This is a genomic window from Pseudomonas orientalis (assembly GCF_001439815.1).
Classification (GTDB): Bacteria; Pseudomonadota; Gammaproteobacteria; order Pseudomonadales; family Pseudomonadaceae; genus Aquipseudomonas; species Aquipseudomonas orientalis.
Genome location: NZ_JYLM01000004.1, coordinates 180,084 through 200,519 on the forward strand (window position 1 = coordinate 180,084; position 20,436 = coordinate 200,519).

At 61.7% G+C, this 20,436-nt stretch carries 19 protein-coding genes; 11 read left to right on the top strand and 8 right to left on the bottom strand.

The window, feature by feature from the left end; all coding sequences use genetic code 11:
• The first annotated feature begins 37 nt into the window (after positions 1 to 37).
• Genes TU82_RS12075 through TU82_RS12085 form a run of 3 tightly spaced genes read left to right on the top strand, consistent with a single transcriptional unit; the run spans position 38 to position 2,978 of the window.
• Positions 38 to 1,180: an ABC transporter ATP-binding protein gene (locus TU82_RS12075; protein ID WP_057723416.1), complete on the top strand. Its 1,143-nt coding sequence runs from the start codon at positions 38 to 40 to the stop codon at positions 1,178 to 1,180.
• Positions 1,177 to 2,097, top strand: a complete 921-nt coding sequence (locus TU82_RS12080; protein WP_057014223.1) for an ABC transporter permease subunit — start codon at positions 1,177 to 1,179, stop codon at positions 2,095 to 2,097. Before TU82_RS12075 ends, TU82_RS12080 begins: the two co-directional genes overlap by 4 nt.
• Complete coding sequence (locus TU82_RS12085; protein WP_057723417.1) at positions 2,094 to 2,978, top strand: ABC transporter permease subunit; 885 nt, start codon at positions 2,094 to 2,096, stop codon at positions 2,976 to 2,978. Before TU82_RS12080 ends, TU82_RS12085 begins: the two co-directional genes overlap by 4 nt.
• A 131-nt stretch (positions 2,979 to 3,109) precedes the next feature.
• Here the strand turns inward: TU82_RS12085 and TU82_RS12090 are convergent, their stop codons facing one another.
• Positions 3,110 to 3,751 carry an HD domain-containing protein gene (locus TU82_RS12090; protein ID WP_057723418.1) on the bottom strand — a complete coding sequence of 214 codons (642 nt, stop codon included), beginning with the start codon at positions 3,749 to 3,751 and terminating at the stop codon, positions 3,110 to 3,112.
• Between the two features lie 188 nt (positions 3,752 to 3,939).
• On the opposite strand from TU82_RS12090, the gene TU82_RS12095 reads away from it, so the two are divergent.
• The gene (locus TU82_RS12095; protein ID WP_057723419.1) at positions 3,940 to 4,923 is read left to right on the top strand and encodes a GlxA family transcriptional regulator; all 984 of its coding nucleotides are present in this window, start codon (positions 3,940 to 3,942) and stop codon (positions 4,921 to 4,923) included.
• A gap of 84 nt (positions 4,924 to 5,007) precedes the next feature.
• Here TU82_RS12095 and TU82_RS12100 read toward each other — a convergent pair whose 3' ends face one another.
• Both TU82_RS12100 and TU82_RS12105 read right to left on the bottom strand, forming a co-directional pair.
• Positions 5,008 to 7,362 carry a penicillin acylase family protein gene (locus tag TU82_RS12100; protein WP_057723420.1) on the bottom strand — a complete coding sequence of 785 codons (2,355 nt, stop codon included), beginning with the start codon at positions 7,360 to 7,362 and terminating at the stop codon, positions 5,008 to 5,010.
• A 27-nt stretch (positions 7,363 to 7,389) separates the two neighbouring features.
• A complete protein-coding gene (locus TU82_RS12105; RefSeq protein ID WP_057723421.1) occupies positions 7,390 to 7,965 on the bottom strand; it encodes a DUF6436 domain-containing protein in 576 nt (191 codons plus the stop codon).
• 100 nt (positions 7,966 to 8,065) lie between these two features.
• Here TU82_RS12105 and bipL point away from each other — a divergent pair, with 100 nt between their 5' ends.
• The gene (gene bipL, locus TU82_RS12110) at positions 8,066 to 9,001 is read left to right on the top strand and encodes a phospholipase BipL (RefSeq protein WP_057723422.1); all 936 of its coding nucleotides are present in this window, start codon (positions 8,066 to 8,068) and stop codon (positions 8,999 to 9,001) included.
• A gap of 102 nt (positions 9,002 to 9,103) precedes the next feature.
• Here bipL and TU82_RS12115 read toward each other — a convergent pair whose 3' ends face one another.
• Positions 9,104 to 9,856 (bottom strand): DUF2059 domain-containing protein, encoded by a 753-nt coding sequence (locus TU82_RS12115; RefSeq protein WP_057723423.1) that lies wholly within the window; start codon positions 9,854 to 9,856, stop codon positions 9,104 to 9,106.
• A 131-nt stretch (positions 9,857 to 9,987) separates the two neighbouring features.
• On the opposite strand from TU82_RS12115, the gene TU82_RS12120 reads away from it, so the two are divergent.
• On the top strand, positions 9,988 to 10,620 hold the full coding sequence (locus TU82_RS12120; RefSeq protein ID WP_057723424.1) for a 2OG-Fe(II) oxygenase: 633 nt from the start codon (positions 9,988 to 9,990) through the stop codon (positions 10,618 to 10,620).
• A gap of 80 nt (positions 10,621 to 10,700) precedes the next feature.
• On the opposite strand, the gene TU82_RS12125 is transcribed toward TU82_RS12120, so the two are convergent.
• Positions 10,701 to 11,180, bottom strand: a complete 480-nt coding sequence (locus TU82_RS12125; RefSeq protein ID WP_057723425.1) for a transporter substrate-binding domain-containing protein — start codon at positions 11,178 to 11,180, stop codon at positions 10,701 to 10,703.
• Between the two features lie 134 nt (positions 11,181 to 11,314).
• On the opposite strand from TU82_RS12125, the gene TU82_RS12130 reads away from it, so the two are divergent.
• Positions 11,315 to 11,755 (top strand): DUF4399 domain-containing protein, encoded by a 441-nt coding sequence (locus TU82_RS12130; protein WP_057723426.1) that lies wholly within the window; start codon positions 11,315 to 11,317, stop codon positions 11,753 to 11,755.
• Between the two features lie 67 nt (positions 11,756 to 11,822).
• On the opposite strand, the gene serA is transcribed toward TU82_RS12130, so the two are convergent.
• Positions 11,823 to 13,052 (bottom strand): phosphoglycerate dehydrogenase, encoded by a 1,230-nt coding sequence (gene serA / locus TU82_RS12135; RefSeq protein ID WP_057723427.1) that lies wholly within the window; start codon positions 13,050 to 13,052, stop codon positions 11,823 to 11,825.
• A gap of 205 nt (positions 13,053 to 13,257) precedes the next feature.
• Here serA and TU82_RS12140 point away from each other — a divergent pair, with 205 nt between their 5' ends.
• The 4 genes from TU82_RS12140 to TU82_RS12155 all read left to right on the top strand — a co-directional run bounded on the left by TU82_RS12140 (position 13,258) and on the right by TU82_RS12155 (position 17,516).
• Entirely contained in the window at positions 13,258 to 14,652 is a 1,395-nt protein-coding gene (locus TU82_RS12140; protein ID WP_057723428.1) for an FAD-binding oxidoreductase, read from the top strand.
• Positions 14,653 to 14,663: 11 nt separating this feature from the next.
• Positions 14,664 to 15,329, top strand: a complete 666-nt coding sequence (locus tag TU82_RS12145) for a fumarylacetoacetate hydrolase family protein (RefSeq protein WP_057723429.1) — start codon at positions 14,664 to 14,666, stop codon at positions 15,327 to 15,329.
• Positions 15,330 to 15,560: 231 nt separating this feature from the next.
• Positions 15,561 to 16,487 (top strand): SdiA-regulated domain-containing protein, encoded by a 927-nt coding sequence (locus TU82_RS12150; RefSeq protein WP_057723430.1) that lies wholly within the window; start codon positions 15,561 to 15,563, stop codon positions 16,485 to 16,487.
• A gap of 120 nt (positions 16,488 to 16,607) precedes the next feature.
• Positions 16,608 to 17,516 carry an SdiA-regulated domain-containing protein gene (locus TU82_RS12155; RefSeq protein ID WP_057723431.1) on the top strand — a complete coding sequence of 303 codons (909 nt, stop codon included), beginning with the start codon at positions 16,608 to 16,610 and terminating at the stop codon, positions 17,514 to 17,516.
• Here the strand turns inward: TU82_RS12155 and TU82_RS12160 are convergent, their stop codons facing one another.
• Together TU82_RS12160 and rpiA are read right to left on the bottom strand one after the other, a co-directional pair.
• Positions 17,517 to 19,463, bottom strand: a complete 1,947-nt coding sequence (locus TU82_RS12160; RefSeq protein ID WP_057723432.1) for an autotransporter domain-containing protein — start codon at positions 19,461 to 19,463, stop codon at positions 17,517 to 17,519.
• Between the two features lie 169 nt (positions 19,464 to 19,632).
• Positions 19,633 to 20,304: a ribose-5-phosphate isomerase RpiA gene (rpiA, locus tag TU82_RS12165; RefSeq protein ID WP_057723433.1), complete on the bottom strand. Its 672-nt coding sequence runs from the start codon at positions 20,302 to 20,304 to the stop codon at positions 19,633 to 19,635.
• Between the last annotated feature and the right edge of the window lie 132 nt (positions 20,305 to 20,436).

Genomic DNA, 20,436 nt, shown 5'->3' on the forward strand with positions numbered 1-20,436 from the left:
CCTGGGGCGAACTGCAAATTTGTTGGGAGTTTCGTAAATGGCAGTTGCCTCCGGCGCCTACAAGAAAGCCCTCGAGGGCGACCAGACACCGAAAAAGGTGCTGGTCAAAATCGACCGGGTCACGAAGAAGTTCGACGAGACGATTGCCGTGGACGATGTGTCCCTGGAAATCAAGAAAGGCGAGATCTTCGCCCTGCTCGGCGGTTCGGGTTCGGGCAAGTCCACCCTGCTGCGCATGCTCGCAGGTTTCGAGCGCCCGACTGAAGGCCGCATCTACCTGGACGGTGTGGACATCACCGACATGCCGCCCTATGAGCGGCCGATCAACATGATGTTCCAATCCTACGCCCTGTTCCCGCACATGACCGTGGCGCAGAACATTGCGTTCGGCCTGCAGCAGGACAAGATCCCCAAGGCCGAGGTTGACGCCCGCGTGGCCGAGATGCTCAAGCTGGTGCAGATGAGCCAGTACGCCAAGCGCAAGCCGCACCAGTTGTCCGGCGGCCAGCGCCAGCGTGTGGCCCTGGCCCGTTCCCTGGCCAAACGCCCGAAACTGCTGCTGCTCGATGAGCCGATGGGGGCGCTGGACAAGAAGCTGCGCTCGCAGATGCAACTGGAGCTGGTGGAGATCATCGAACGCGTCGGCGTGACCTGCGTGATGGTGACCCACGACCAGGAAGAGGCCATGACCATGGCCGAGCGCATCGCGATCATGCACCTGGGCTGGATCGCCCAGATCGGCAGCCCCATCGACATCTACGAAACCCCTACCAGCCGCCTGGTGTGCGAGTTCATCGGCAACGTCAACATCTTCGACACCCAGGTGGTGGACGACGCCGAAGGCCACGCCGTGCTCAAGTGCCCGGACCTGGATCGCGACATCTATGTGGGCTACGGTATCGCCACGTCGGTGGAAGACAAGTCGGTGACCTACGCCATCCGCCCGGAAAAACTGCTGGTCACCACCCAAATGCCGACCTGCGAGCACAACTGGTCCAGCGGCAAGGTGCACGACATCGCCTACCTGGGCGGCCACTCGGTGTTCTACGTGGAACTGCCGAGCGGCAAGCTGGTGCAGTCCTTCGTCGCCAACGCCGAGCGCCGTGGCCAGCGTCCGACCTGGGGTGACCAGGTGTACGTCTGGTGGGAAGACGACAGCGGCGTGGTACTGCGCTCATGAACATGAAGAAATTCAAGCGGCGCTTGGATCGCATCGTGCCCAGTGGCAAGCAGGTGGTCATCGGGATTCCCTTCCTCTGGCTGTTCCTGTTTTTCGCACTGCCGTTTTTCATCGTATTGAAAATCAGCTTTGCCGAAGCCGACGTGGCGATCCCGCCCTACACCGAGATCTACACCTACGTTGAGCAGAAGCTGCAAGTGGTGCTGAACCTGGCCAACTACAGCTTGCTGGCGGGCGACGAGCTGTATATCGCTGCCTATCTGGGCTCGCTGAAGATGGCGTTCTTCAGCACGCTGCTGTGCCTGCTGATCGGCTACCCGATGGCCTACGCCATCGCCACTGCGCGCAAAGAGATGCAGACCGTGCTGGTGCTGCTGATCATGATGCCGACCTGGACCGCGATCCTGATCCGCGTGTATGCGTGGATGGGCATTCTGAGCAACAACGGTCTGCTCAATGGCTTCCTGATGTCCATGGGGCTGATCAACGAGCCGCTGCAGATCCTCAACACCAATATCGCGGTGTATATCGGCGTGGTCTATTCCTACCTGCCGTTCATGATCCTGCCGCTGTACGCCAACCTGGTGAAGCACGACCAGAGCCTGCTGGAGGCCGCGTCCGACTTGGGCTCAAGCACCTTCAACAGCTTCTGGAAAATTACCGTGCCGCTGTCCAAGAACGGCATCATCGCCGGCTGCATGCTGGTGTTTATCCCGGTGGTGGGCGAGTTCGTGATCCCGGAACTGCTCGGCGGCCCGGAAACCCTGATGATCGGTAAAGTGCTGTGGCAGGAATTCTTCAATAACCGTGACTGGCCGGTGGCGTCCGCCCTGGCGGTGGTGATGCTGGCGATCCTGATCGTGCCGATCATCCTGTTCAACCGCAGTCAGGCCAAAGAGCTGGAGGGCAAGATATGAAACGCTTTCGTTTCTCCAGCTTCATGCTGGTCGTGGGGTTGTTGTTCATCTACCTGCCGATGCTGATCCTGGTGATCTACTCGTTCAACGAATCCAAGCTGGTGACGGTGTGGGGCGGTTGGTCGATCAAGTGGTACGTGGGCCTGCTGGACAATACCCAGTTGATGGGCTCGGTGGCGCGTTCGCTGGAAATCGCCTGCTACACGGCGGTGGCGGCGGTGGCGCTGGGTACGCTGGCGGCGTTCGTGCTGACGCGTATCAGCCAGTTCAAGGGCCGCACGCTGTTCGGCGGCCTGGTCACGGCGCCGTTGGTGATGCCGGAAGTGATCACCGGTCTGTCGCTGTTGCTGCTGTTCGTGGCCATGGCGCAGATGATCGGCTGGCCCCAGGAGCGTGGCATCGTCACCATCTGGATCGCCCACACGACGTTCTGCGCGGCGTATGTGGCGGTGGTGGTGTCGGCGCGCCTGCGTGAGCTGGACCTGTCGATCGAAGAAGCGGCGATGGATCTGGGGGCACGGCCGTGGAAGGTGTTCTTCCTGATCACCATTCCGATGATCGCGCCATCGCTGGCGGCGGGCGGCATGATGTCGTTCGCGCTGTCCCTGGACGACCTGGTACTGGCCAGCTTCGTATCGGGCCCGGGTTCGACCACCTTGCCGATGGAAGTGTTTTCGGCGGTGCGTCTTGGGGTCAAACCCGAGATCAACGCGGTGGCGAGCCTGATCCTGCTGGCGGTGTCGCTGGTGACTTTCCTGGTGTGGTTCTTCAGCCGCCGTGCCGAAGAGCATCGCAAGAAAGCCATCCAGCAAGCCATCGAAGAGGCCGCGGCGGATGGCTGGCAGCAGCCGGACAAGCGCCGCGCCCCAGCCCCGGTCTAACTGCCGGAACTGGGTAAAAATGTGGGAGGGGGCTTGCCCCCGATTGCAGTGTGTCAGCCAGCTAATCTTTGGCTGATACTCCGCTATCGGGGGCAAGCCCCCTCCCACATTTTGATTGCATTTCAGGCTGGTTAAGCTGACCACGGCGACTGGCGAATCACCTCGACAAAGTTCATCGGCTTGAACCCCGGCTCCTGATCCACCAGCACATCGGTCTTCACGTTGCCAAACGTGGTCTGCGGGCGGTGGCGCAAGCCGTCGGCGAATGCGCAGATGATGCATTCCTTGAACCCCTCACCGCGTGGATGCGCATGCACCACCGCTTCGCGCTGCACCGTGGAAAATGCGGCGTAGTCCATGCCCAGCACGTCCATCTCCACCCCGGCGGTGACCAGCGCCACGGTAGGGCGCAGATGCTGCGGCACGCCCGGCGTGGTGTGCAGGGCGATGGAAAGCCACACTTGTTCGATATCGTCATCGCTCAGCCCATAGGGTTTGAGAAAGGCGGCCGCCGCGTTGGCGCCGTCCACTTCGAAACGTTCATTGTCGCTGCGATGGCCTTCCACCAGGCCGAGGTCGTGGAACATCGCGCCGACGTACAACAGCTCCGGGTTGTAGGCCAGTTGCTTGCGCTCACCGCTCAAGGCGCCGAACAGGAATACTCGACGGGAGTGGTGGTAGAGCAGGTCCGACTCAATGTCGCGGATGTATTCGGTGGTGGCCCTGGCCAGGGCGCTGTCGGGGATTTTGATGCCGGCGATGGTGGTGCTCATGGTGGCTCTCCTCTGGAAAGCGTCCAGTCTCGTTGCGCGTGCGCGATGGAGCCATCGCAACGATGGAGCGTTCTCGGCCAATGTGCCACCACTTCGTGCCAAGGCAAAATCGGCTAGGGTAAGGCCTGCGACAATCCAAGTGTGGGAGGGGGATTTGTGTTTATCCAGTTGGAAAAAGGTGTGCCTTCATGAGCAAAACCGTCGCCATCCTGATCTTCCCCGGCGTCCAGTCACTGGATGTGACCGGGCCGATGGATGTGTTCTGCGAGGCCAACCGCTTCCTGGCGCCCGAAGAGCACTACCGCCTGGAAGTCATTGGCCTGGGCCACGGCACGATGGCGTGCTCGAACGGTTTGTCCTTGCAGGCGCATAAGCACTACAGCGAAGCGTTGCAGCCCTACGACCTGTTGCTGGTCGCGGGCGGCCCGCAACTGCCCTTCGAGGATTTCGGCTCCCGGTTTGATGAGTGGCTGCGCGGTGCCACTGCCAGGGCACAGCGCTTCGGCTCGATCTGCAACGGCGCCTTCATGCTGGCCCGCGCTGGTCTGCTGGACGGTAGAACCGTCACTACTCATTGGAATGATGCCGCCAGCCTGGCGCGCCTGTGCCCCTCGGCCCAGGTCGAAGCCGACCGCCTCTACGTGCAGGACGGCAAGCTCTACACCTCGGCCGGGGTCACGGCGGGGATCGACCTGTCGCTGTACCTGCTGGCCCAGGACCATGGCCCGGAAGTCGCATTGAGCGTGGCCAAGCGCCTGGTGGTGTTCACCCAGCGTGCGGGCGGCCAGTCGCAGTTCAGCCCGTTCCTCACGCCCCATGCCGAAACCACCTCGGCGGTGGCGCTGGTGCAGTTGTACGTGCTGGCGAACCTGACCGGGGATTTGGGCATTGCCGACCTGGCCAGGGCGGCCAATATGAGCGCGCGCAATTTCTCCCGGGTGTTCGCCCGTGAAGCGCGCATCACGCCTGCGGAATTTGTCGAGAGGGCGCGCGTGGACGCGGCGCGGGTGATGCTCGAAAGCACTCACGCGCCGCTGAAGACCGTGGCCTATCAATGCGGGTTTCGCGATGCCCAGCATATGCGCAGTGTGTTCAACCGCCGGCTGGGCGTGACGCCGCAGCAGTTCAGGCTGAATTTCGCCGTAAATGTGGGAGGGGGCTTGCCCCGATGAGGGAGTGTCAGCCAGCACCTATGTGACTGACCCACCGCCATCGGGGGCAAGCCCCCTCCCACATTTTGACCGAGTGGAGCCTAACTATCTGGCAGGCAACAGTTTCAAGGTGCCACGGGTATTCGCCGTGATTTCTTCTTCACTGAAATGCGCCTGCTCATACCCGCCTTCGATATAGGTTTGTGCCTGGTCGCTGTAGTGCGCATCAAACGGCACGCCGCTTTGTCCCACCGGGTTGATGGTCAGGGCATGGGCAGGATCGGCGAAGTCGATCAGGCGGCGGGTCGAAGGGCCGTAGGTCACCGGCCAGGGTGCCGGGCCGATCAGGGCGGTCTGGTTGTTCGGCACTTCGTGGCTGCCCGGTGCCGCGAAGGGGCCGACGTTGAAGAGCTTGTCCAGCGGCTTCTGCATACCCAGCGGGTGGCCGTGGGTCAGGGTGTGCGCTTTGCCCCACTGCCACTGGGACGGGTCATCGCCGAAGGTGGCTTTCAGGTGCGCCAGGCTGTTGTCCCAGGCCCGCTTGACGGTGTCGGCCCGCGTGCCGTTCCACCAGGGCGAATCCGGGGTGGCGGCTAGGCGTGGCAGGGCCGCGTCGATCACGCGGGTGCCGAGCAGCGTCTTGAACAGCGCGTCGCCCAGTTTCGGGTGAAAGGTCGCATCGGCGAGGTTGAACAGCAACTGGTTGAACAGGGTGGCGCTGGTGGAGTCCAGCGGGTAATCGCCTGTCCAGCTTGCCAGTTGCTCCACCAGCTTCAACTGCGCCGGGTCTGTGACCACCTCGCGCAGCACCGGCAACAGCGGCGCCAGCAGTCGCGGGCCAAAGGCGGTGGTGGTGCCCAGTTGCAGGGCCTGGCTATTGTCCACGTCCCACTTCACGCGGCTGTCGCTCAATTGCGCATTCAACTGCTGGCCACGGTCGGCCAGGTTGTAATAGCCAGGGATCTCCATGCCGGTGGGCGATGTCGGCTGGGCGTTGGCGGAAACCACATAGCCGCGCGCCGGGTTTTCTTCCTGGGGGTTGGCGCTGAACGGGTAGAAGCCCACTTTATCGGCCTGGGTGGTACTGCCGTCGAGGATGAACCCCGGATTGACGCCGGCCGGGCGTATCGGCAATTGCGCCGCCGCCCACCAGCCGATATCGCCCCGGGCATTGGCCCACACGATATTCAGGCCCGGCGCCGATACCTTGGCCGCTGCAGCGCGTGCCTTGGCCAGGGTGTCGGCGCGGTTGAGCTGGTAGAAGCCTTCGAGAATCGGGTTTTCCGTATCGAGGAACGCCCACCACATGGCAATCGGCGTGGCGCCGGCCTGTTCACCGAGTACGTCATTGACGATCGGACCGTGGGGCGAGTGGCGCAGGGTCAGCGTGACCGGGGCCTGGCCCTTGACCTGGATTTGCTGTTCGCTGCTGGTCATGTCGACCCACTGGCCGTGATACCAGACCTGGTTGGGGTTGGCAGGGTTGACCTTCTCGGCGATCAGGTCGAGGTCGTCGTTCTGGAACATGGTCAGGCTCCAGCCGAAATCCAGGTTGTGTCCCAGGAATGCCACCGGCACCAGCGCGTTGTGATAGCCATACAACTCAAAGCCAGGCGCCGACAGCTGCGCCTCGTACCACACCGATGGCACCGAAAAGCGAATATGCGGATCGCCGGCCAATAACGGCTTGCCGCTTTTGGTACGGTTGCCGCTGATGGCCCAGGCGTTGCTGCCCTCGAACTGCGGCAGGCCGTTATCGGCCAGGGCCTGTTCGCTCAAGCGGGCAAGGGCGCCGAGGTTTTTCCAATCGCCGGCCGCCAGGTTGAGCGCGCCTTTGGGCTGCCAGTCGAGGTCGAAGACCTTGAGGTAGTCGCTGCCCAACTGGTCACGCACATAGGTCAGCACCGGTTCGGTACGAAAGGCTGCGGCAAAGCTGTAGGCCATGTACCCGGCGACACTGATGGAGTCCTCGGCAGTGAAGGGCCGCTTGGGAATGCCCAGCACATCGAACTCCATCGGGCTGGCGTGGCTGGCCTGATATTGGTTGACGCCGTCCAGGTAGGCTTGCAAGGCCTTCCAGGCGGGCGAGTCCGGGTTCATGTGCTCGACGTAGCTCAGGGCGCGCTCGCGAATGCGCAGGCTGCGAAACAGCTTGTCGGTCTCCAGCAGCTTGGGCCCCAGCACTTCGGCCAGTTCGCCACGGGCCAGGCGGCGCATGATCTCCATCTGGAACAACCGGTCCTGGGCATGCACATAGCCCAGCGCGCGGTACAGGTCGGCCTCGTTCTCGGCGCGGATATGCGGCACGCCACGGTCGTCATAGCGTACGGTGACCGAGCCTTGCAGGTGCGCCAGCGTGACCGTGCCCTGGCGGGTGGGTTGCTTGCTGTAGATGTACCCGCCGGCGCCAACGGCGACCAGCACAACCAGCACCACGAGAGCCTGCAAGACACGCTTCATCGACTTTCCTTACCCAGAATGGACGGACTACGGTTGCCCAGGCCACGAACAATAGCAGCCCACCGCCAGGGTGTGCGTGGCATTCACTTCGCGTCCGGCCTGCAGGGCCTTGAGGATCGGCTCGATAAAGCTGTTGCCGGCGTTGCAGGTCAGCCCTTCGCTGTACGGCCCGAAATAGGCGAGTTTGCCCGTACGGTCCCAAATGCCCACGGCCGGGCTGGCCGGTACCTGGTCGGCGCCGGGCAGGGCGTCGAGGGTTTTCATCCGGCGCAGGTTGTCCGGCAGGGCGCCGTGGCTGCCGGTTTTTTGCAGGGCATAGAACTCGACACCTTGCGGCGCGTAGTGCTCGATCAGCTCGCCCAGGTGTTGCTGGTTACCGACATTGCACGGGCAGGCCGGGTCCCAGAAGTGCACCAGGCGAATCGGGCCAGGGCCGCTGAGTGCGGCGGGCAGTTGCAGCGCATCGCCGGAGAATACCGCCGTGTGCTCGCTGAAGGCGCGCAGGTAACGGCCCTGGAACCAGTCATACGCGGCCCATAGCACGCCGGCGCAGATAATCAGCACCAGGCTGGCGAACAGGGCAGTGCGGTAGGGTTGTCGCATTCAGAGGTATCCTCGCAGGTCGCGTAGCTTGCCATGCTTGTCCTGACAGATGAATATCGCAGCTCGATATTCATCTTCACCCGTCAGTCTGGAAGCCTTTATGCCCGTCACCTTTGACCCTGATCATCTGCGCGAAAGCTTGCGGCCCCTGATGGAGGCGCAGCCGCTGTCAGCCGAGGCGCGGGTGTACCAGCGGTTCTACGGGTTGGACCTGCCGGCCCGCAAGGCCGTGAGCCGCCTGGGGCGTATGGAGGTGGCCGGGTTCGAGGTGGTTGCGCAGGTGTGGTGGCCTTCGGCGCCGGTGGCGACGATGTTCATGTTCCACGGCTTCTACGACCACATGGGGCTGTATCGCCATGCGGTGGATTGGGCGCTGCAGCAGGGGTTTGTGGTGATTGCCTGCGACCTGCCGGGCCATGGCTTGTCCAGCGGCACACGGGCCAGCATCGACGAGTTTGCGGTGTATCAGGACGTGGTGCAGGCCCTGTTCGCCGAGGCCAAGGCTTTGCAATTGCCGCAGCCCTGGCACCTGTTCGGGCAAAGCACCGGTGGCGCAATCGTGGTTGACCACCTGCTCAACCACGGCAACGAAAGCCCGGCCCAGGGCAAGACGTTTCTACTTTCGCCCCTGGTGCGTCCGCGAGCCTGGGGCTGGTCGCAGCTCAGCTATTACCTGCTGCGCCCGTTCGTCAAAGGCATCGCGCGACGTTTCAGCGATAACTCCAACGACCCGGCATTCAGGCCTTTTCTCGAAGCCGACCCGTTGCAGCCGCGCCAACTGCCCACCGCCTGGGTGGGCGCGCTGGCGTGCTGGATCAAACGCATCGAAGCCGCACCGCGCAGCGCTCGGCGGCCAGTGATCGTGCAGGGCGAGGAGGATATGACGGTGGATTGGCAGCACAACCTGCAGGTGCTGCGCAGTAAGTTCGATCAGCCCGAGGTGTTGATGCTCAAGCGCGGCCGGCATCATCTGGCCAATGAGATTCCCGAGATTCGCGAAGAGTACTTCAATTTTCTCACGCAGCAACTGAAGTAACGCAATTCAAATGTGGGAGGGGGCTTGCCCCCGATAGCGGTGTTTCAGCAAAAAATGTTTGTCTGACCCACCGCAATCGGGGGCAAGCCCCCTCCCACATTTTTACTGCGACAGGCTGGAGGTGCTCTGGCCCACAGCCAGTCCCGCACGGATGGCCGCCAGCGCCGCCTGGTAATACGCCTTCCCCTCCGGCGATTCGGCAAACGTCGCGAACTCTTCCAGTTCCGGGTCAGATAGATCCCGGTAGACATACAGCAGCGTGTTATTCAGATCCTTGTCGATCTGCTGCATCAAGCGCTCACGCTGCCCATTCAACATGCCCTGGGCCTGACCGCCGCCCAACAGGCCGGGGATCATCTGGCTCAGGCTGTCCGCCGCCACGCCGGCAATCGCCAGGCTGACTTCGGCGCCGGCTTCACGCGCAGGCAGCGCCTGGGCCAAGTGGCCGATGATCAGGCTGCGGGTGGCGTCGGCCTGGATTTTCGGCAGGCCCTGGGCGTTTTTCGCCAATTGGTCGCGACGCGTAGCCAGCAGCTCGGCGGCGACAATCTTGCGGCCCAGGGGCGATTGGAAAAACGCAAGGGCCGGTTTCGGGTCAGCCAGGTGTTTGCGCAATTGCGCTTCGGCACGCTGGTCCATGGCCTGGGCCGCGAAGCGTTTGCTGCTGTTGTCCACCAGCGCCTGGTACACCGCCGGCGGCAGGCTGTTGCGGTAGCGCTGCTGTGCGGCGCTGAGGGCGTCGTTGAAGTGCGCACGTTGTTCGGCCCAGCCGGCGACTGCGTACAACTGGTCATGGCCGTCTGCCCAGGCGGGCGAAACGCAGAACATCAGCAAGGAAAAAAACAAACGACGCATAAGGACTCCTGTCAGTCGGCCACTATTGTCCGTGTCGGGCGTAGGATTTGTCGAGAAGTCCTATCAGTCACCTGACTAAAGTGTATTCAGACGCTCGACGGCGCTGTCGGATTCACAGGCGTATGGATACTATGCGCGCCATGCAAACACCCCTCGATCACCCACTGCTGCAACGCATTGTCGACGACCTGGCCGAAAAAGGCTGGTCGCAGCAGAATGCCTTCCTGCCCCAGACTCTGACCCTGGAGCTGGCGGCTGAGTGCCGTAAACGTGCGGCCGAAGGTGAACTGGCCCCGGCGGCCGTGGGGCGCGGGCCGGCCCAGGAAATTCGCGAGGGGATTCGCGGCGATCATATCCAATGGCTGGAAGAGGGCGACGCCGCCGTCTGCGACACCTACATGGCAGTGATGGACAGCCTGCGCCTGGCGATGAACCGTGGCTTGTTCCTCGGCCTGGAAGACTTCGAAAGCCACTTCGCGATGTACCCGCCCGGGGCGTTCTACCTCAAGCACCTGGACCGTTTTCGCGACGATGATCGGCGCATGGTCTCGGCGGTGATCTATTTGAACGACGCCTGGCTGCCCGAACACGGCGGTCAGCTGCGCATGTACCTCAAGGGCGGCATCGAACACGACGTGGTGCCCACCGGCGGCAGCCTGGTGGTGTTTTTGTCGGGCGAGGTACCCCATGAAGTGCTGCCCGCCACCCGCGAGCGCCTGTCCCTGACCGGCTGGTTTCGTCGGCGGGGCAACGAGCCGTTCTGAGCAGGCAAAAGGTTCTGACCCCATATCTAAAGTCTCACCGGGAGCAAATGTGGGAGGGGGCTTGCCCCCTCCCACATGGGTTAGCGTGCATTCCCGTCGAGCCACTTCTCTTCCAGCGCCTTTAACCGGCCATCGTCCTTTACCCGTTTCAACGCCCCGTCCAGGCTGCTCTTGAACGCAGGGTTGCCCTTCTGAAACGGAATCACCAGCTCAGGTTTATCGTTATACGCGGCGCTGAAATCGAAACGATCCTCCAGCTCGGCAGTCATAGCGATATGGTTGATTGCCACATCGTATTTGCCGGTCGCCACGCCGTTCAGCAGGTCGGCATCATCGGTGGTGATAAACGAGGAACGCACGTCCATTTCCTTGGCCAGTTGCTCGCCCAGTTCCACTTCAAAACCGGTGAGCTTGTCGCCTTCCTTGAAATTGAAGGGCGGGGTGTTGGCTTCGAGGGCGATGCGCAGTTCACCGCGATCGTTGACGTCGTCGATCAACTCGGCATGTGCCCAGGGACTCAGAAGGGGAAGCAACAGTAACAGGCCAGGCGAGAAGCGCATGGTCACTCCTAAGGAATTCGAATGTACGAGGCGCTGTTCAGCATCGTTTTGCTATGGTGTCGAGTGCCTTGGACAGCAATTTGCCGCGAAGTTGTCATAACCCTACAGATTTCACCGAAAAACTGGAGAAGCGAATGAAAGCCCTTTTGTCCCGTGCCACCCTGGCCAGCCTGTTGCTGGGTGCTTCGATGTTGGCGACCGCCGCTGACGGTATCCCGCGTAGCGCTCCGCCTGAAGGTGCCAAGGTATTTATCGTTTCGCCGAAAGATGGCGCCACCGTCGATAAAACCTTTACCGTGAAATTTGGCATGGAAGGCCTGAAATTGGCCCCGGCCACTGACCAGGCGCCCGGCACCGGTCATCACCATTTGCTGATCGATCAAAAAGAATTGCCGGACGCGAAACTGCCGATCCCGGCCACCGACACCGTGATCCATTACGGCAAGGCCCAGACCGAGACCGAACTGACCCTGACCCCCGGCAAGCACACCTTGCAATTGGTGGCGGGCGACAAGCTGCACATGCAGTTCAACCCGACGGTTGCCTCGAAAGTCATCACGGTTAACGTCAAGTAAGCCTTGTTCAGGCAAAAAAAAGGGAGACCCCGGCGGGTCTCCCTTTTTTTGTGCAGCGTTTGAAGCGTTAGAACAACACGCGGCTACGAATTGTGCCGTTGATGTGCTGCAGCTTTTCCTGCGCCAGGTCCGAGTACTCGGCGTCGACGTCGATGACCACGTAGCCGACCTTCTCGTTGGTCTGCAGGAACTGACCGGAGATGTTGATGCCGTTTTCCGCGAACACCTTGTTGATCTCCATCATCACACCCGGAATGTTCTGGTGGATGTGCAGCAGACGGTGCTTGCCAGGGTGAGCCGGCAGGGCCACTTCCGGGAAGTTCACGGACGAGACCGAGGTACCGTTGTCGCTGTACTTGACCAGTTTTTCCGAGACTTCCAGGCCGATGTTGGCCTGGGCTTCAGCGGTGGAGCCGCCGATGTGCGGGGTCAGGATCACGTTGTCCAGGCCGCGCAGCGGGCTTTCGAAGATGTCGTCGTTGGAGCGTGGCTCCACCGGGAACACGTCGATGGCGGCGCCGATCAGGTGCTTGTCCTTGATCGCGTCGGCCAGGGCGTCCAGCTCGACCACGGTGCCGCGTGCGGCGTTGATCAGGATCCCGCCTTTCTTGATCGCGCGGATTTCCTTCTCGCCGATCATCCACTGGGTCTCGGCGGTTTCCGGAACGTGCAGGGTGACGATATCGGACATGCCCAGCAGTTCGGTCAGGCTCGACACTTGCGTGGCGTTGCCCAACGGCAGCTTGGTCAGGGTGTCGTAGAAGAACACCTGCATCCCCAAGCCTTCTGCCAGTACCGACAGCTGCGTGCCGATCGAACCGTAACCGACGATACCCAGTTTCTTGCCGCGGATCTCGAAGGAATTGGCCGCGCTCTTGATCCAGCCGCCACGGTGGCAGGAAGCGTTCTTCTCGGGGATACCGCGCAGCAGCAGGATGGCCTCGGCCAGCACCAGTTCCGCAACGGAACGGGTGTTGGAATACGGTGCGTTGAACACCGCGATACCGCGCTCGCGCGCCGCGTTGAGGTCGACCTGGTTGGTGCCGATGCAGAAACAGCCGACGGCCACGAGTTTCCTGGCGTGGTCGAAGATCTCTTCGGTCAGCTGAGTGCGGGAGCGAATGCCGATAAAGTGCGCGTCGGCGATCTTTTCCTTGAGCTGGGCTTCCGGCAGAGAACTGGTGATGTACTCAATGCTGGTGTACCCGGCGGCTTTCAGAACGTCGACAGCCGATGGGTGGACGCCTTCCAGAAGAAGGAACTTGATCTTGCTCTTATCGAGAGAAGTCTTGCTCATCTGCGTAAACCTGTATCCCGGAGAAAAATGGCAGGGAATCGGATCGCTTAAGCTGACCCGGACGGCAGGAAAGCCGTCACCGCAGAAACGCCCTTGGGCTCTGTCCTGCGGGGGCGGTATGCTAGCATACGCGCCCCGCTAAACACCTATTCCTGCGACGTGAAGCGTTCTCAGGATGACCATGAATTGTTCGAGAGTTCTGTCAATGACCCATCCTGCCCTGATTGATGAGCTGAAGACCCTGGTTGAGCCCGGCAAAGTGCTGACCGACGCCGACTCCCTGGAGGCTTACGGCAAGGATTGGACCAAGCACTTCGCGCCCGCGCCGTGTGCCATCGTCTTCCCCAAGACCACCGAGCAAGTGCAGGCCATCGTCCGTTGGGCCAACACCCACAAGGTGGCGCTGGTGCCGTCCGGCGGGCGCACCGGCCTGTCGGCGGCGGCTGTTGCGGCCAATGGCGAAGTGGTGGTGTCGTTCGACTACATGAACCAGATCCTCGACGTGAACCTCACCGACCGCACCGCTGTATGCCAGCCGGGCGTGGTCACCCAGCAGTTGCAGAACGTCGCTGAAGAAAACGGCCTGTATTATCCGGTGGATTTCGCATCCTCGGGTTCCAGCCAGATTGGCGGCAATATCGGTACCAATGCCGGCGGGATCAAGGTGATTCGCTACGGCATGACCCGTAACTGGGTGGCCGGCATGAAGGTCGTCACCGGCAAGGGCGATGTGCTGGAACTGAACCGCGACCTGATCAAGAACGCCACCGGCTACGACATGCGCCAGCTGTTCATCGGCGCCGAAGGCACCCTGGGTTTCGTGGTGGAAGCCACCATGCGCCTGGACCGCGCACCGAAAAATCTCACCGCGATGGTGCTGGGTACCACCGACTTCGACTCGATCATGCCGGTGCTGCACGCCTTCCAAAGCAAGCTCGATCTGACCGCGTTCGAATTCTTCTCCGACAAGGCCCTGGCCAAGGTCCTCGGCCGTGGCGATGTGCCGGCGCCGTTCGACACCGAATGCCCGTTCTACGCACTGCTGGAATTCGAAGCCACCACCGAAGAGGTCGCCAATCACGCCCTGGAAACCTTCGAGCACTGCGTCGAGCAGGGCTGGGTGCTGGACGGCGTGATGAGCCAGAGCGAAACCCAGCTGCATAACCTGTGGAAGTTGCGCGAGTACATCTCCGAGACGATTTCCCACTGGACGCCGTACAAAAACGATATCTCGGTCACCGTTTCCAAAGTGCCGGCGTTCCTTAGCGAAATTGACGCCATTGTCGGCGAACATTACCCGGATTTCGAAATCGTGTGGTTCGGTCACATTGGCGACGGTAACCTGCACCTGAACATCCTCAAGCCGGAAAATCTGAGCAAGGACGAGTTCTTCGCCAAGTGCGCCACCGTGAACAAGTGGGTGTTCGAGACCGTCGCCAAGTACAACGGCTCGATCTCCGCCGAGCACGGCGTGGGCATGACCAAGCGCGATTACCTGACCTACAGCCGCTCGCCGGTTGAGATCGAATACATGAAGGCCGTGAAAGCGGTGTTCGACCCGAACGGGATCATGAATCCAGGCAAGATCTTCGCTGTTTAAGGAGTCGTTCAATGAGCTACCAGCACAAGTATATCGACGGCACCAACATCCACTTCCCCGTGGGTAAAGTCGTGTGTATCGGGCGCAACTACGCCGAACACGCCAAGGAACTGGACAACCCGGTACCCACCGAGCCTTTGCTGTTCATCAAGCCGGGCAGTTGCGTGGTGCCGCTGGAAGGCGGTTTCGCCATTCCGACCGAGCGCGGTTCGGTGCATTACGAAGCGGAGATCGCCGTGCTGATCGGCAAGCCGTTGTCGAACAAGCCAAGCCGCGAAGAAGTGCTGGACGCCATCTCCGGCTTCGCCCCGGCCCTGGACCTGACCCTGCGCGACAAACAGGCCGAGCTCAAGGCCAAGGGCCTGCCGTGGGAGATCGCCAAGTCGTTCGACGGCGCTGCGGTGATCGCGCCTTTCGTGGTCGGCAGCACCTTCGCCGACGTGACCGATATCGGCATTCGCCTGACCATCAATGGCGAAGTGCGCCAGAACGGCAACAGTGCGCAGATGCTCAACCCGATCGTGCCGATGATCCAGCACATGGCCGGCTGCTTCTCGCTGCAGGCCGGTGATGTGATCCTCACCGGCACGCCGGCGGGCGTCGGGCCGCTGAATGTCGGTGACAAGCTGGTGCTGGAACTGTCGGGCGTGAACCGCTTCGAAAGCGTGGTGCGCTGATTTTTTCCTGAGGAAACGCGGTAAAAAATGTGGGAGGGGGCTTGCCCCCGATTGCAGTGTGTCAGCCAGCAAATCTGTGGCTGACACTCCGCTATCGGGGGCAAGCCCCCTCCCACATTTGATTGTGTACATCTGCCAAAACCGGTGGTTTTGCATTTTTTTCACACGCCACCCGGATAATCTCGATCCTGTGCTATTCCCTACCGCTGACTTTCCGGAAAAAAGCGCCCCATGGCCGTGCCTCTGCCCACTTCCAAACCTACGCTTCGCTCGCGCCTGACCATGCGCTGGTATTCCTGGGTGTTTCTGGCCGGGGCGATCCTGTATGGCATCGCCTGGGCCATGCACTGGGACGATCGCGGTGTGCTGTGGGTGCTGGAGGGTTTTGAAAGCCCGGCCGAACGCCGCGAAAGTGTGTGGCTCCCGGACTATCGCGTGGTCATCGACGCCAGGCTGCTGCCTGGTATGGAGAAGGATGAGGCTTCGGACCTGGCCTACAACCCCCAGACTAAAACCCTGTTTTCCGTGATGGGCAAGAACCCGTTCCTGGTGGAGCTGAGTCTGCAAGGCGATGTGCTGCGCAAGATGCCGCTCAATGGCTGGAACAACCCGGAAGGCGTGACGGTGATGGAAAATGGCCTGATGGCCGTGGTCGATGAGCGCCAGCACAGCCTGACCCTGATCAAGGTCGACGTCGGCACCACGGCGTTGAACAAGGCCGATTTCCCCAGTTATGACCTCGGCCCTTCCAAGGACCAGAACAAGGCCTTCGAAGCCATTACCTGGGACAAGCGCAACCAGCAACTGGTGCTGGGCGAAGAGCGTCCACCGGCGCTGTTCACCTGGAAAAGCGATGGCAGCCAGACCCTGGCAGGCGACAAGCAAAAGCTGGCCAGCACCGAACTCGACATGCGCAACCTCTCGGCGCTGGCGGTTGACCCGCGTACCGGGCACTTGCTGGTGCTGTCGGCCGACTCCCACCTGTTGCTGGAGCTGGACGAGAAGGGTGAGCAAGTCAGCTTCATGACGTTGCTGGGCGGCTTCAACGGCCTCAAAGACACTATCCCGCGTGCCGAAGGTGTGACCATGGACGAGAGCGGCACCCTTTACATGGTCAGTGAACCGAACCTGTTCTATCGTTTTGAAAAGCAGAAATAACGTACGTTTACGTCAGACATTTCTCAAATAGCGGCATTCGCCAGGCATCCCGGCGCGTTTAAGTTTAAATTCAGGCGACCTTGATATCTATTCGCCAGTTTTTTCACTGAGCCCGCCCCGATGCGCCGACTTGCCCGCCCCAAACCCGCTTTAGTCATCCTGATTCTGATTGCCCTGGTTGCCGCCGGGGTCGTTGCGCAGCAGTTCCGTCTGTTCGAACGTGCCTGGTTCAACTGGCGGGTGTGGCATCAGCCGGCCAATGAACGCAGCATCGGCCTGGCGGATTATCGCGTCTCCCTGGAGGCCCAGGTGATCGAAGGGCTCGACGACGATGTGTCGGCCCTCACTTACGATCCGGTGCGCAAAAGCCTGTTTACCGTCACCAATAAAAACGCCGAGCTGGTCGAACTGTCCCTGCAGGGCAAGATCCTGCGGCGTATTCCCCTGGTGGGTTTTGGCGATGCCGAAGCAGTGGAGTTCATCAGCGACAACATCTATGTGATCAGCGACGAGCGCCAGCAGCGGCTGATCAAAGTGCATGTGGACGATGACACGCAATTTCTCGATGCCGCCGATGCGGAGCAGATGACCCTGGGCGTGCACATCGGCAGCAACAAGGGTTTCGAGGGCCTGGCCTATGACTCGGTGGGCAAGCGCCTGTTTGTCGCCAAGGAACGCGACCCGATGGTGATTTACGAAGTCCACGGCTTTCCCCATTTCAAAGCGGAAAAAACCTACTCGGTGCACGTGATCAATAACCCCAAGCGTGATGCCGGGTTGTTTGTGCGCGACCTCTCCAGCCTGCAATACGACGAGCGCAGCGGCCATTTGCTGGCGCTGTCGGATGAGTCGTTTCTGGTGCTGGAGCTGGACATCGACGGTCGCCCGCTGAGCAGTCTGTCGCTGCTCAATGGGCGCCACGGCCTGAAAAAACGTGTGCCTCAGGCCGAAGGGGTCGCCATGGATGACGAGGGCACGCTGTACCTCGTCAGTGAGCCGAACCTGTTCTATGTGTTCAAAAAGCCCTGATCAGAACATCCACTGCACGCCCAGGGAATAGCCGGTCTGGCTGCCCTCGGCATGGCCGAGTCGACCGTTCACTTCAGCGTACAGCCCCAGTTGTGGGGTGATCGCCAATTGGCTGCCGATCTGCGCGCGACCAAAGCTTTTGTCGACTGAGCCCAGTTTGGCGGTGCGGGCCTGGCCATCGGCGCGGGCGCTCAGTTGCAAGTCGTCCAGACGCCCGTCGGCCAGCTCCTTGACCCACGCGAGAGTGCCGTAAGGCATCAGGTCCAGACCGTAAGGCAGGGCGACGGCACCGCGCACGCGCCAACCCAGGCTGGCTTCCAGGGAGTCGAACGACTGTTCTTCGTACTCAAGGGCCGTGCGCAGGTTTTGCTTCTCGTCGAACTGATCGATGCGGTAATGGCTGTAGTCGAGCCCGGCAAAAGGGCCGCTTTTGATTGTGCCGAAATCGAGGTCATAGCCGCCCAGCACCCGCGCGCCCTGGGAGAGTGCGTCGGTGTTGCCGGTCAGTTGCTGGTTGAGCAGGACCGGCCCGCCGTTGGCCTGGATCAGCAGGTTGCGCCTGGCATCGAAACGCGTATGGCCGACGCTCAGGTCACCGGCCAGCCAGCTCGGCCCGCCGTCATTGAGCAGGGCGTAGACGGCGGCCTGCCACGTGTCGCTGTCCAGTTTGCCGCGATGCTCCAGCTTATCGCGCCCGTTGAGGTAGCTCAGGCTGGCGCCGATGTTCAGGCTTGAACTGAATTGATAGTCGCCCAACGCGTGCACGCCCAAGCGGCGGGCCTCAGGGTTGAGCCGGGTGTCGAAGCCATTGTCCGGGTTGTATTCCCCGTCCACGCCGACCTCGCCATCAAAGCTGCCGACCTCGCGACTGGCGGCCTGCAGGGTCAGCCAGCGGCGCTCATGCAGGCGCACCAGCGCCTGGTGCTGGCGCTGCAGGTTGTCCTGCATATTGCGCGCAGCGGCGCCGCCGGAGGCGGTCGAGGCCATCAAGTCGGCGTTGGTCAGCTCCAGCACCAGGCGGCTGAGCAGGCGCGAATAGTCGCGCAGGCGCTGGTCGATGCGCGCCTGGCCGAAAGCATCGGTGAGCACGGCTTTGTTGTCTTCGCTCGGGTCGTGCCAGGTTGAGCCGCCGGGAATTTTCGGGTTGTCGGTCTGGGTGTAGCCGTCCAGGTCGCCCAGCTCCCAGTTGGTGGCCTCGATATACAGGATCGGGATATTCAGCGGTTCGAACGGTTCCCCATCACTGCAACAGCCGGTGCCCTTGGGGTATTGCGGGTCCAGGCCGGGGTTGGTGAACAGGGGGATATTCAATTCCCTGGCGATCTGGAACGTGTGCTCGCGCAACGCCGCCAGGCTCGGGTTGGCCGTGCTGTTCTGGCCGGCATGGGCGTACATCATGTCGCCGGTGATCAGGCTGTCGAGGTTGATCATCGCGAGCATATTGGCGCGCTGGCTTGCGCTCAGGGAATCGACGAAGGCCTTGGAGCCGCGCAGGCCTTCTTCCTCCGCGCCGAAGCCGACCACCTGCAAGCCATTTTCCAATTGCAGCCCGCCCAGGTTCTTCGCCACCTCGGTCAGCACGCTGGCGCCGGAGCCGTTGTCATCCAGGCCTTGCAGGGTGGGGCGACCGAAGTAGGTGTCGAAGTGCGCGCCGATCACCACGTACTGCGCCTTGGTGCCGGCGGCGTAGGCCACGACATTCTGCGAGGCGCGGCTGCCATTGTTCCAGGTGAAGTCCTGGCGACTGATGCTGTAGGCCGTGCCCATCTGGCTCTGCATCCAATCGGCGGCCCCGGCGAAATTGGCCGTGCCGCGATAACGGCCGGGGTAGTCGTTGATCAGCTTTTCCAGGGTGGTATTGGCGTGCTGGCCGTATTCGTAGGCCTGGGTTTGTGCCGACAACAGGGCGCCGGCAACGCTGATAGCGAGGGCTAGGGGCTTTATCACAGGGTTCTTCCTTGAGGTGTAATTTGTAACGGATGGAGCACATACCAAATGTGGGAGGGGGCTTGCCCCCGATTGCAGTGTGTCAGTCAGCCTGTCGGGTACTGATATACCGCTATCGGGGGCAAGCCCCCTCCCACATTAGAGTTTCCACATTGGAACTGCGGTGCTTTCAGGCCTTTAGGGTTCTTACGCCTTCCGGGGTGCCCAGCAGCAACACATCCGCCGGGCGCGCGGCGAACAGGCCGTTGGTGACCACGCCAACGATGGCGTTGATCTGCGTCTCCAGTTCCACCGGATTGGTGATCTGCATGTTGAACACATCGAGGATGATGTTGCCGTTGTCGGTCAACACGCCTTCGCGGTACACCGGGTCGCCGCCCAGTTTTACCAGCTCGCGCGCCACGTGGCTGCGGGCCATCGGGATGACTTCCACCGGCAGCGGGAACGCGCCGAGTACCGGCACCAGCTTGCTGGCGTCGGCGATGCAAATGAAGGTCTTGGCCACCGCCGCGACGATCTTCTCGCGGGTCAGGGCTGCGCCGCCGCCCTTGATCAGGTTCAGGTGTTCATCGCTTTCATCCGCGCCGTCGATGTAGAACTCCAGGTCGCTCACGGTGTTGAGCTCGTACACCGGAATGCCGTGGCCTTTAAGGCGTGCGGCGGTGGCTTCGGAGCTGGCCACGGCGCCGTCGAACGCACCTTTGTGCCGGGCCAGCGCATCGATAAAGCAGTTGGCGGTGGAGCCGGTGCCCACTCCGACGACGCTCTTGTCGTCGAGTTTGGGAAGGATTAAATCGACGGCGGCCTGGGCCACTGCCTGTTTGAGTTGATCCTGGGTCATGCGGGCTCCGGAACGGGCGGGGAGTTATCGAGGGCGGCGAGTATACCCCAACAAACCTTGGGATTCGTGTGGTCTCCCGGCCAAAAGCCGGGTTAGACTCCGTGGTCCTGCCCAACCCCCGAAGTAGATGCC

What these genes read in the sequence shown, in the direction of transcription:
- TU82_RS12075 (WP_057723416.1), top strand. Translation starts at nt 38, where the DNA reads ATGGCAGTTGCCTCCGGCGCCTACAAGAAAGCCCTCGAGGGCGACCAG.
- TU82_RS12080 (WP_057014223.1), top strand. Translation starts at nt 1,177, where the DNA reads ATGAACATGAAGAAATTCAAGCGGCGCTTGGATCGCATCGTGCCCAGT.
- TU82_RS12085 (WP_057723417.1), top strand. Translation starts at nt 2,094, where the DNA reads ATGAAACGCTTTCGTTTCTCCAGCTTCATGCTGGTCGTGGGGTTGTTG.
- TU82_RS12090 (WP_057723418.1), bottom strand. Translation starts at nt 3,751, where the DNA reads ATGAGCACCACCATCGCCGGCATCAAAATCCCCGACAGCGCCCTGGCC.
- TU82_RS12095 (WP_057723419.1), top strand. Translation starts at nt 3,940, where the DNA reads ATGAGCAAAACCGTCGCCATCCTGATCTTCCCCGGCGTCCAGTCACTG.
- TU82_RS12100 (WP_057723420.1), bottom strand. Translation starts at nt 7,362, where the DNA reads ATGAAGCGTGTCTTGCAGGCTCTCGTGGTGCTGGTTGTGCTGGTCGCC.
- TU82_RS12105 (WP_057723421.1), bottom strand. Translation starts at nt 7,965, where the DNA reads ATGCGACAACCCTACCGCACTGCCCTGTTCGCCAGCCTGGTGCTGATT.
- bipL (WP_057723422.1), top strand. Translation starts at nt 8,066, where the DNA reads ATGCCCGTCACCTTTGACCCTGATCATCTGCGCGAAAGCTTGCGGCCC.
- TU82_RS12115 (WP_057723423.1), bottom strand. Translation starts at nt 9,856, where the DNA reads ATGCGTCGTTTGTTTTTTTCCTTGCTGATGTTCTGCGTTTCGCCCGCC.
- TU82_RS12120 (WP_057723424.1), top strand. Translation starts at nt 9,988, where the DNA reads ATGCGCGCCATGCAAACACCCCTCGATCACCCACTGCTGCAACGCATT.
- TU82_RS12125 (WP_057723425.1), bottom strand. Translation starts at nt 11,180, where the DNA reads ATGCGCTTCTCGCCTGGCCTGTTACTGTTGCTTCCCCTTCTGAGTCCC.
- TU82_RS12130 (WP_057723426.1), top strand. Translation starts at nt 11,315, where the DNA reads ATGAAAGCCCTTTTGTCCCGTGCCACCCTGGCCAGCCTGTTGCTGGGT.
- serA (WP_057723427.1), bottom strand. Translation starts at nt 13,052, where the DNA reads ATGAGCAAGACTTCTCTCGATAAGAGCAAGATCAAGTTCCTTCTTCTG.
- TU82_RS12140 (WP_057723428.1), top strand. Translation starts at nt 13,258, where the DNA reads ATGACCCATCCTGCCCTGATTGATGAGCTGAAGACCCTGGTTGAGCCC.
- TU82_RS12145 (WP_057723429.1), top strand. Translation starts at nt 14,664, where the DNA reads ATGAGCTACCAGCACAAGTATATCGACGGCACCAACATCCACTTCCCC.
- TU82_RS12150 (WP_057723430.1), top strand. Translation starts at nt 15,561, where the DNA reads ATGGCCGTGCCTCTGCCCACTTCCAAACCTACGCTTCGCTCGCGCCTG.
- TU82_RS12155 (WP_057723431.1), top strand. Translation starts at nt 16,608, where the DNA reads ATGCGCCGACTTGCCCGCCCCAAACCCGCTTTAGTCATCCTGATTCTG.
- rpiA (WP_057723433.1), bottom strand. Translation starts at nt 20,304, where the DNA reads ATGACCCAGGATCAACTCAAACAGGCAGTGGCCCAGGCCGCCGTCGAT.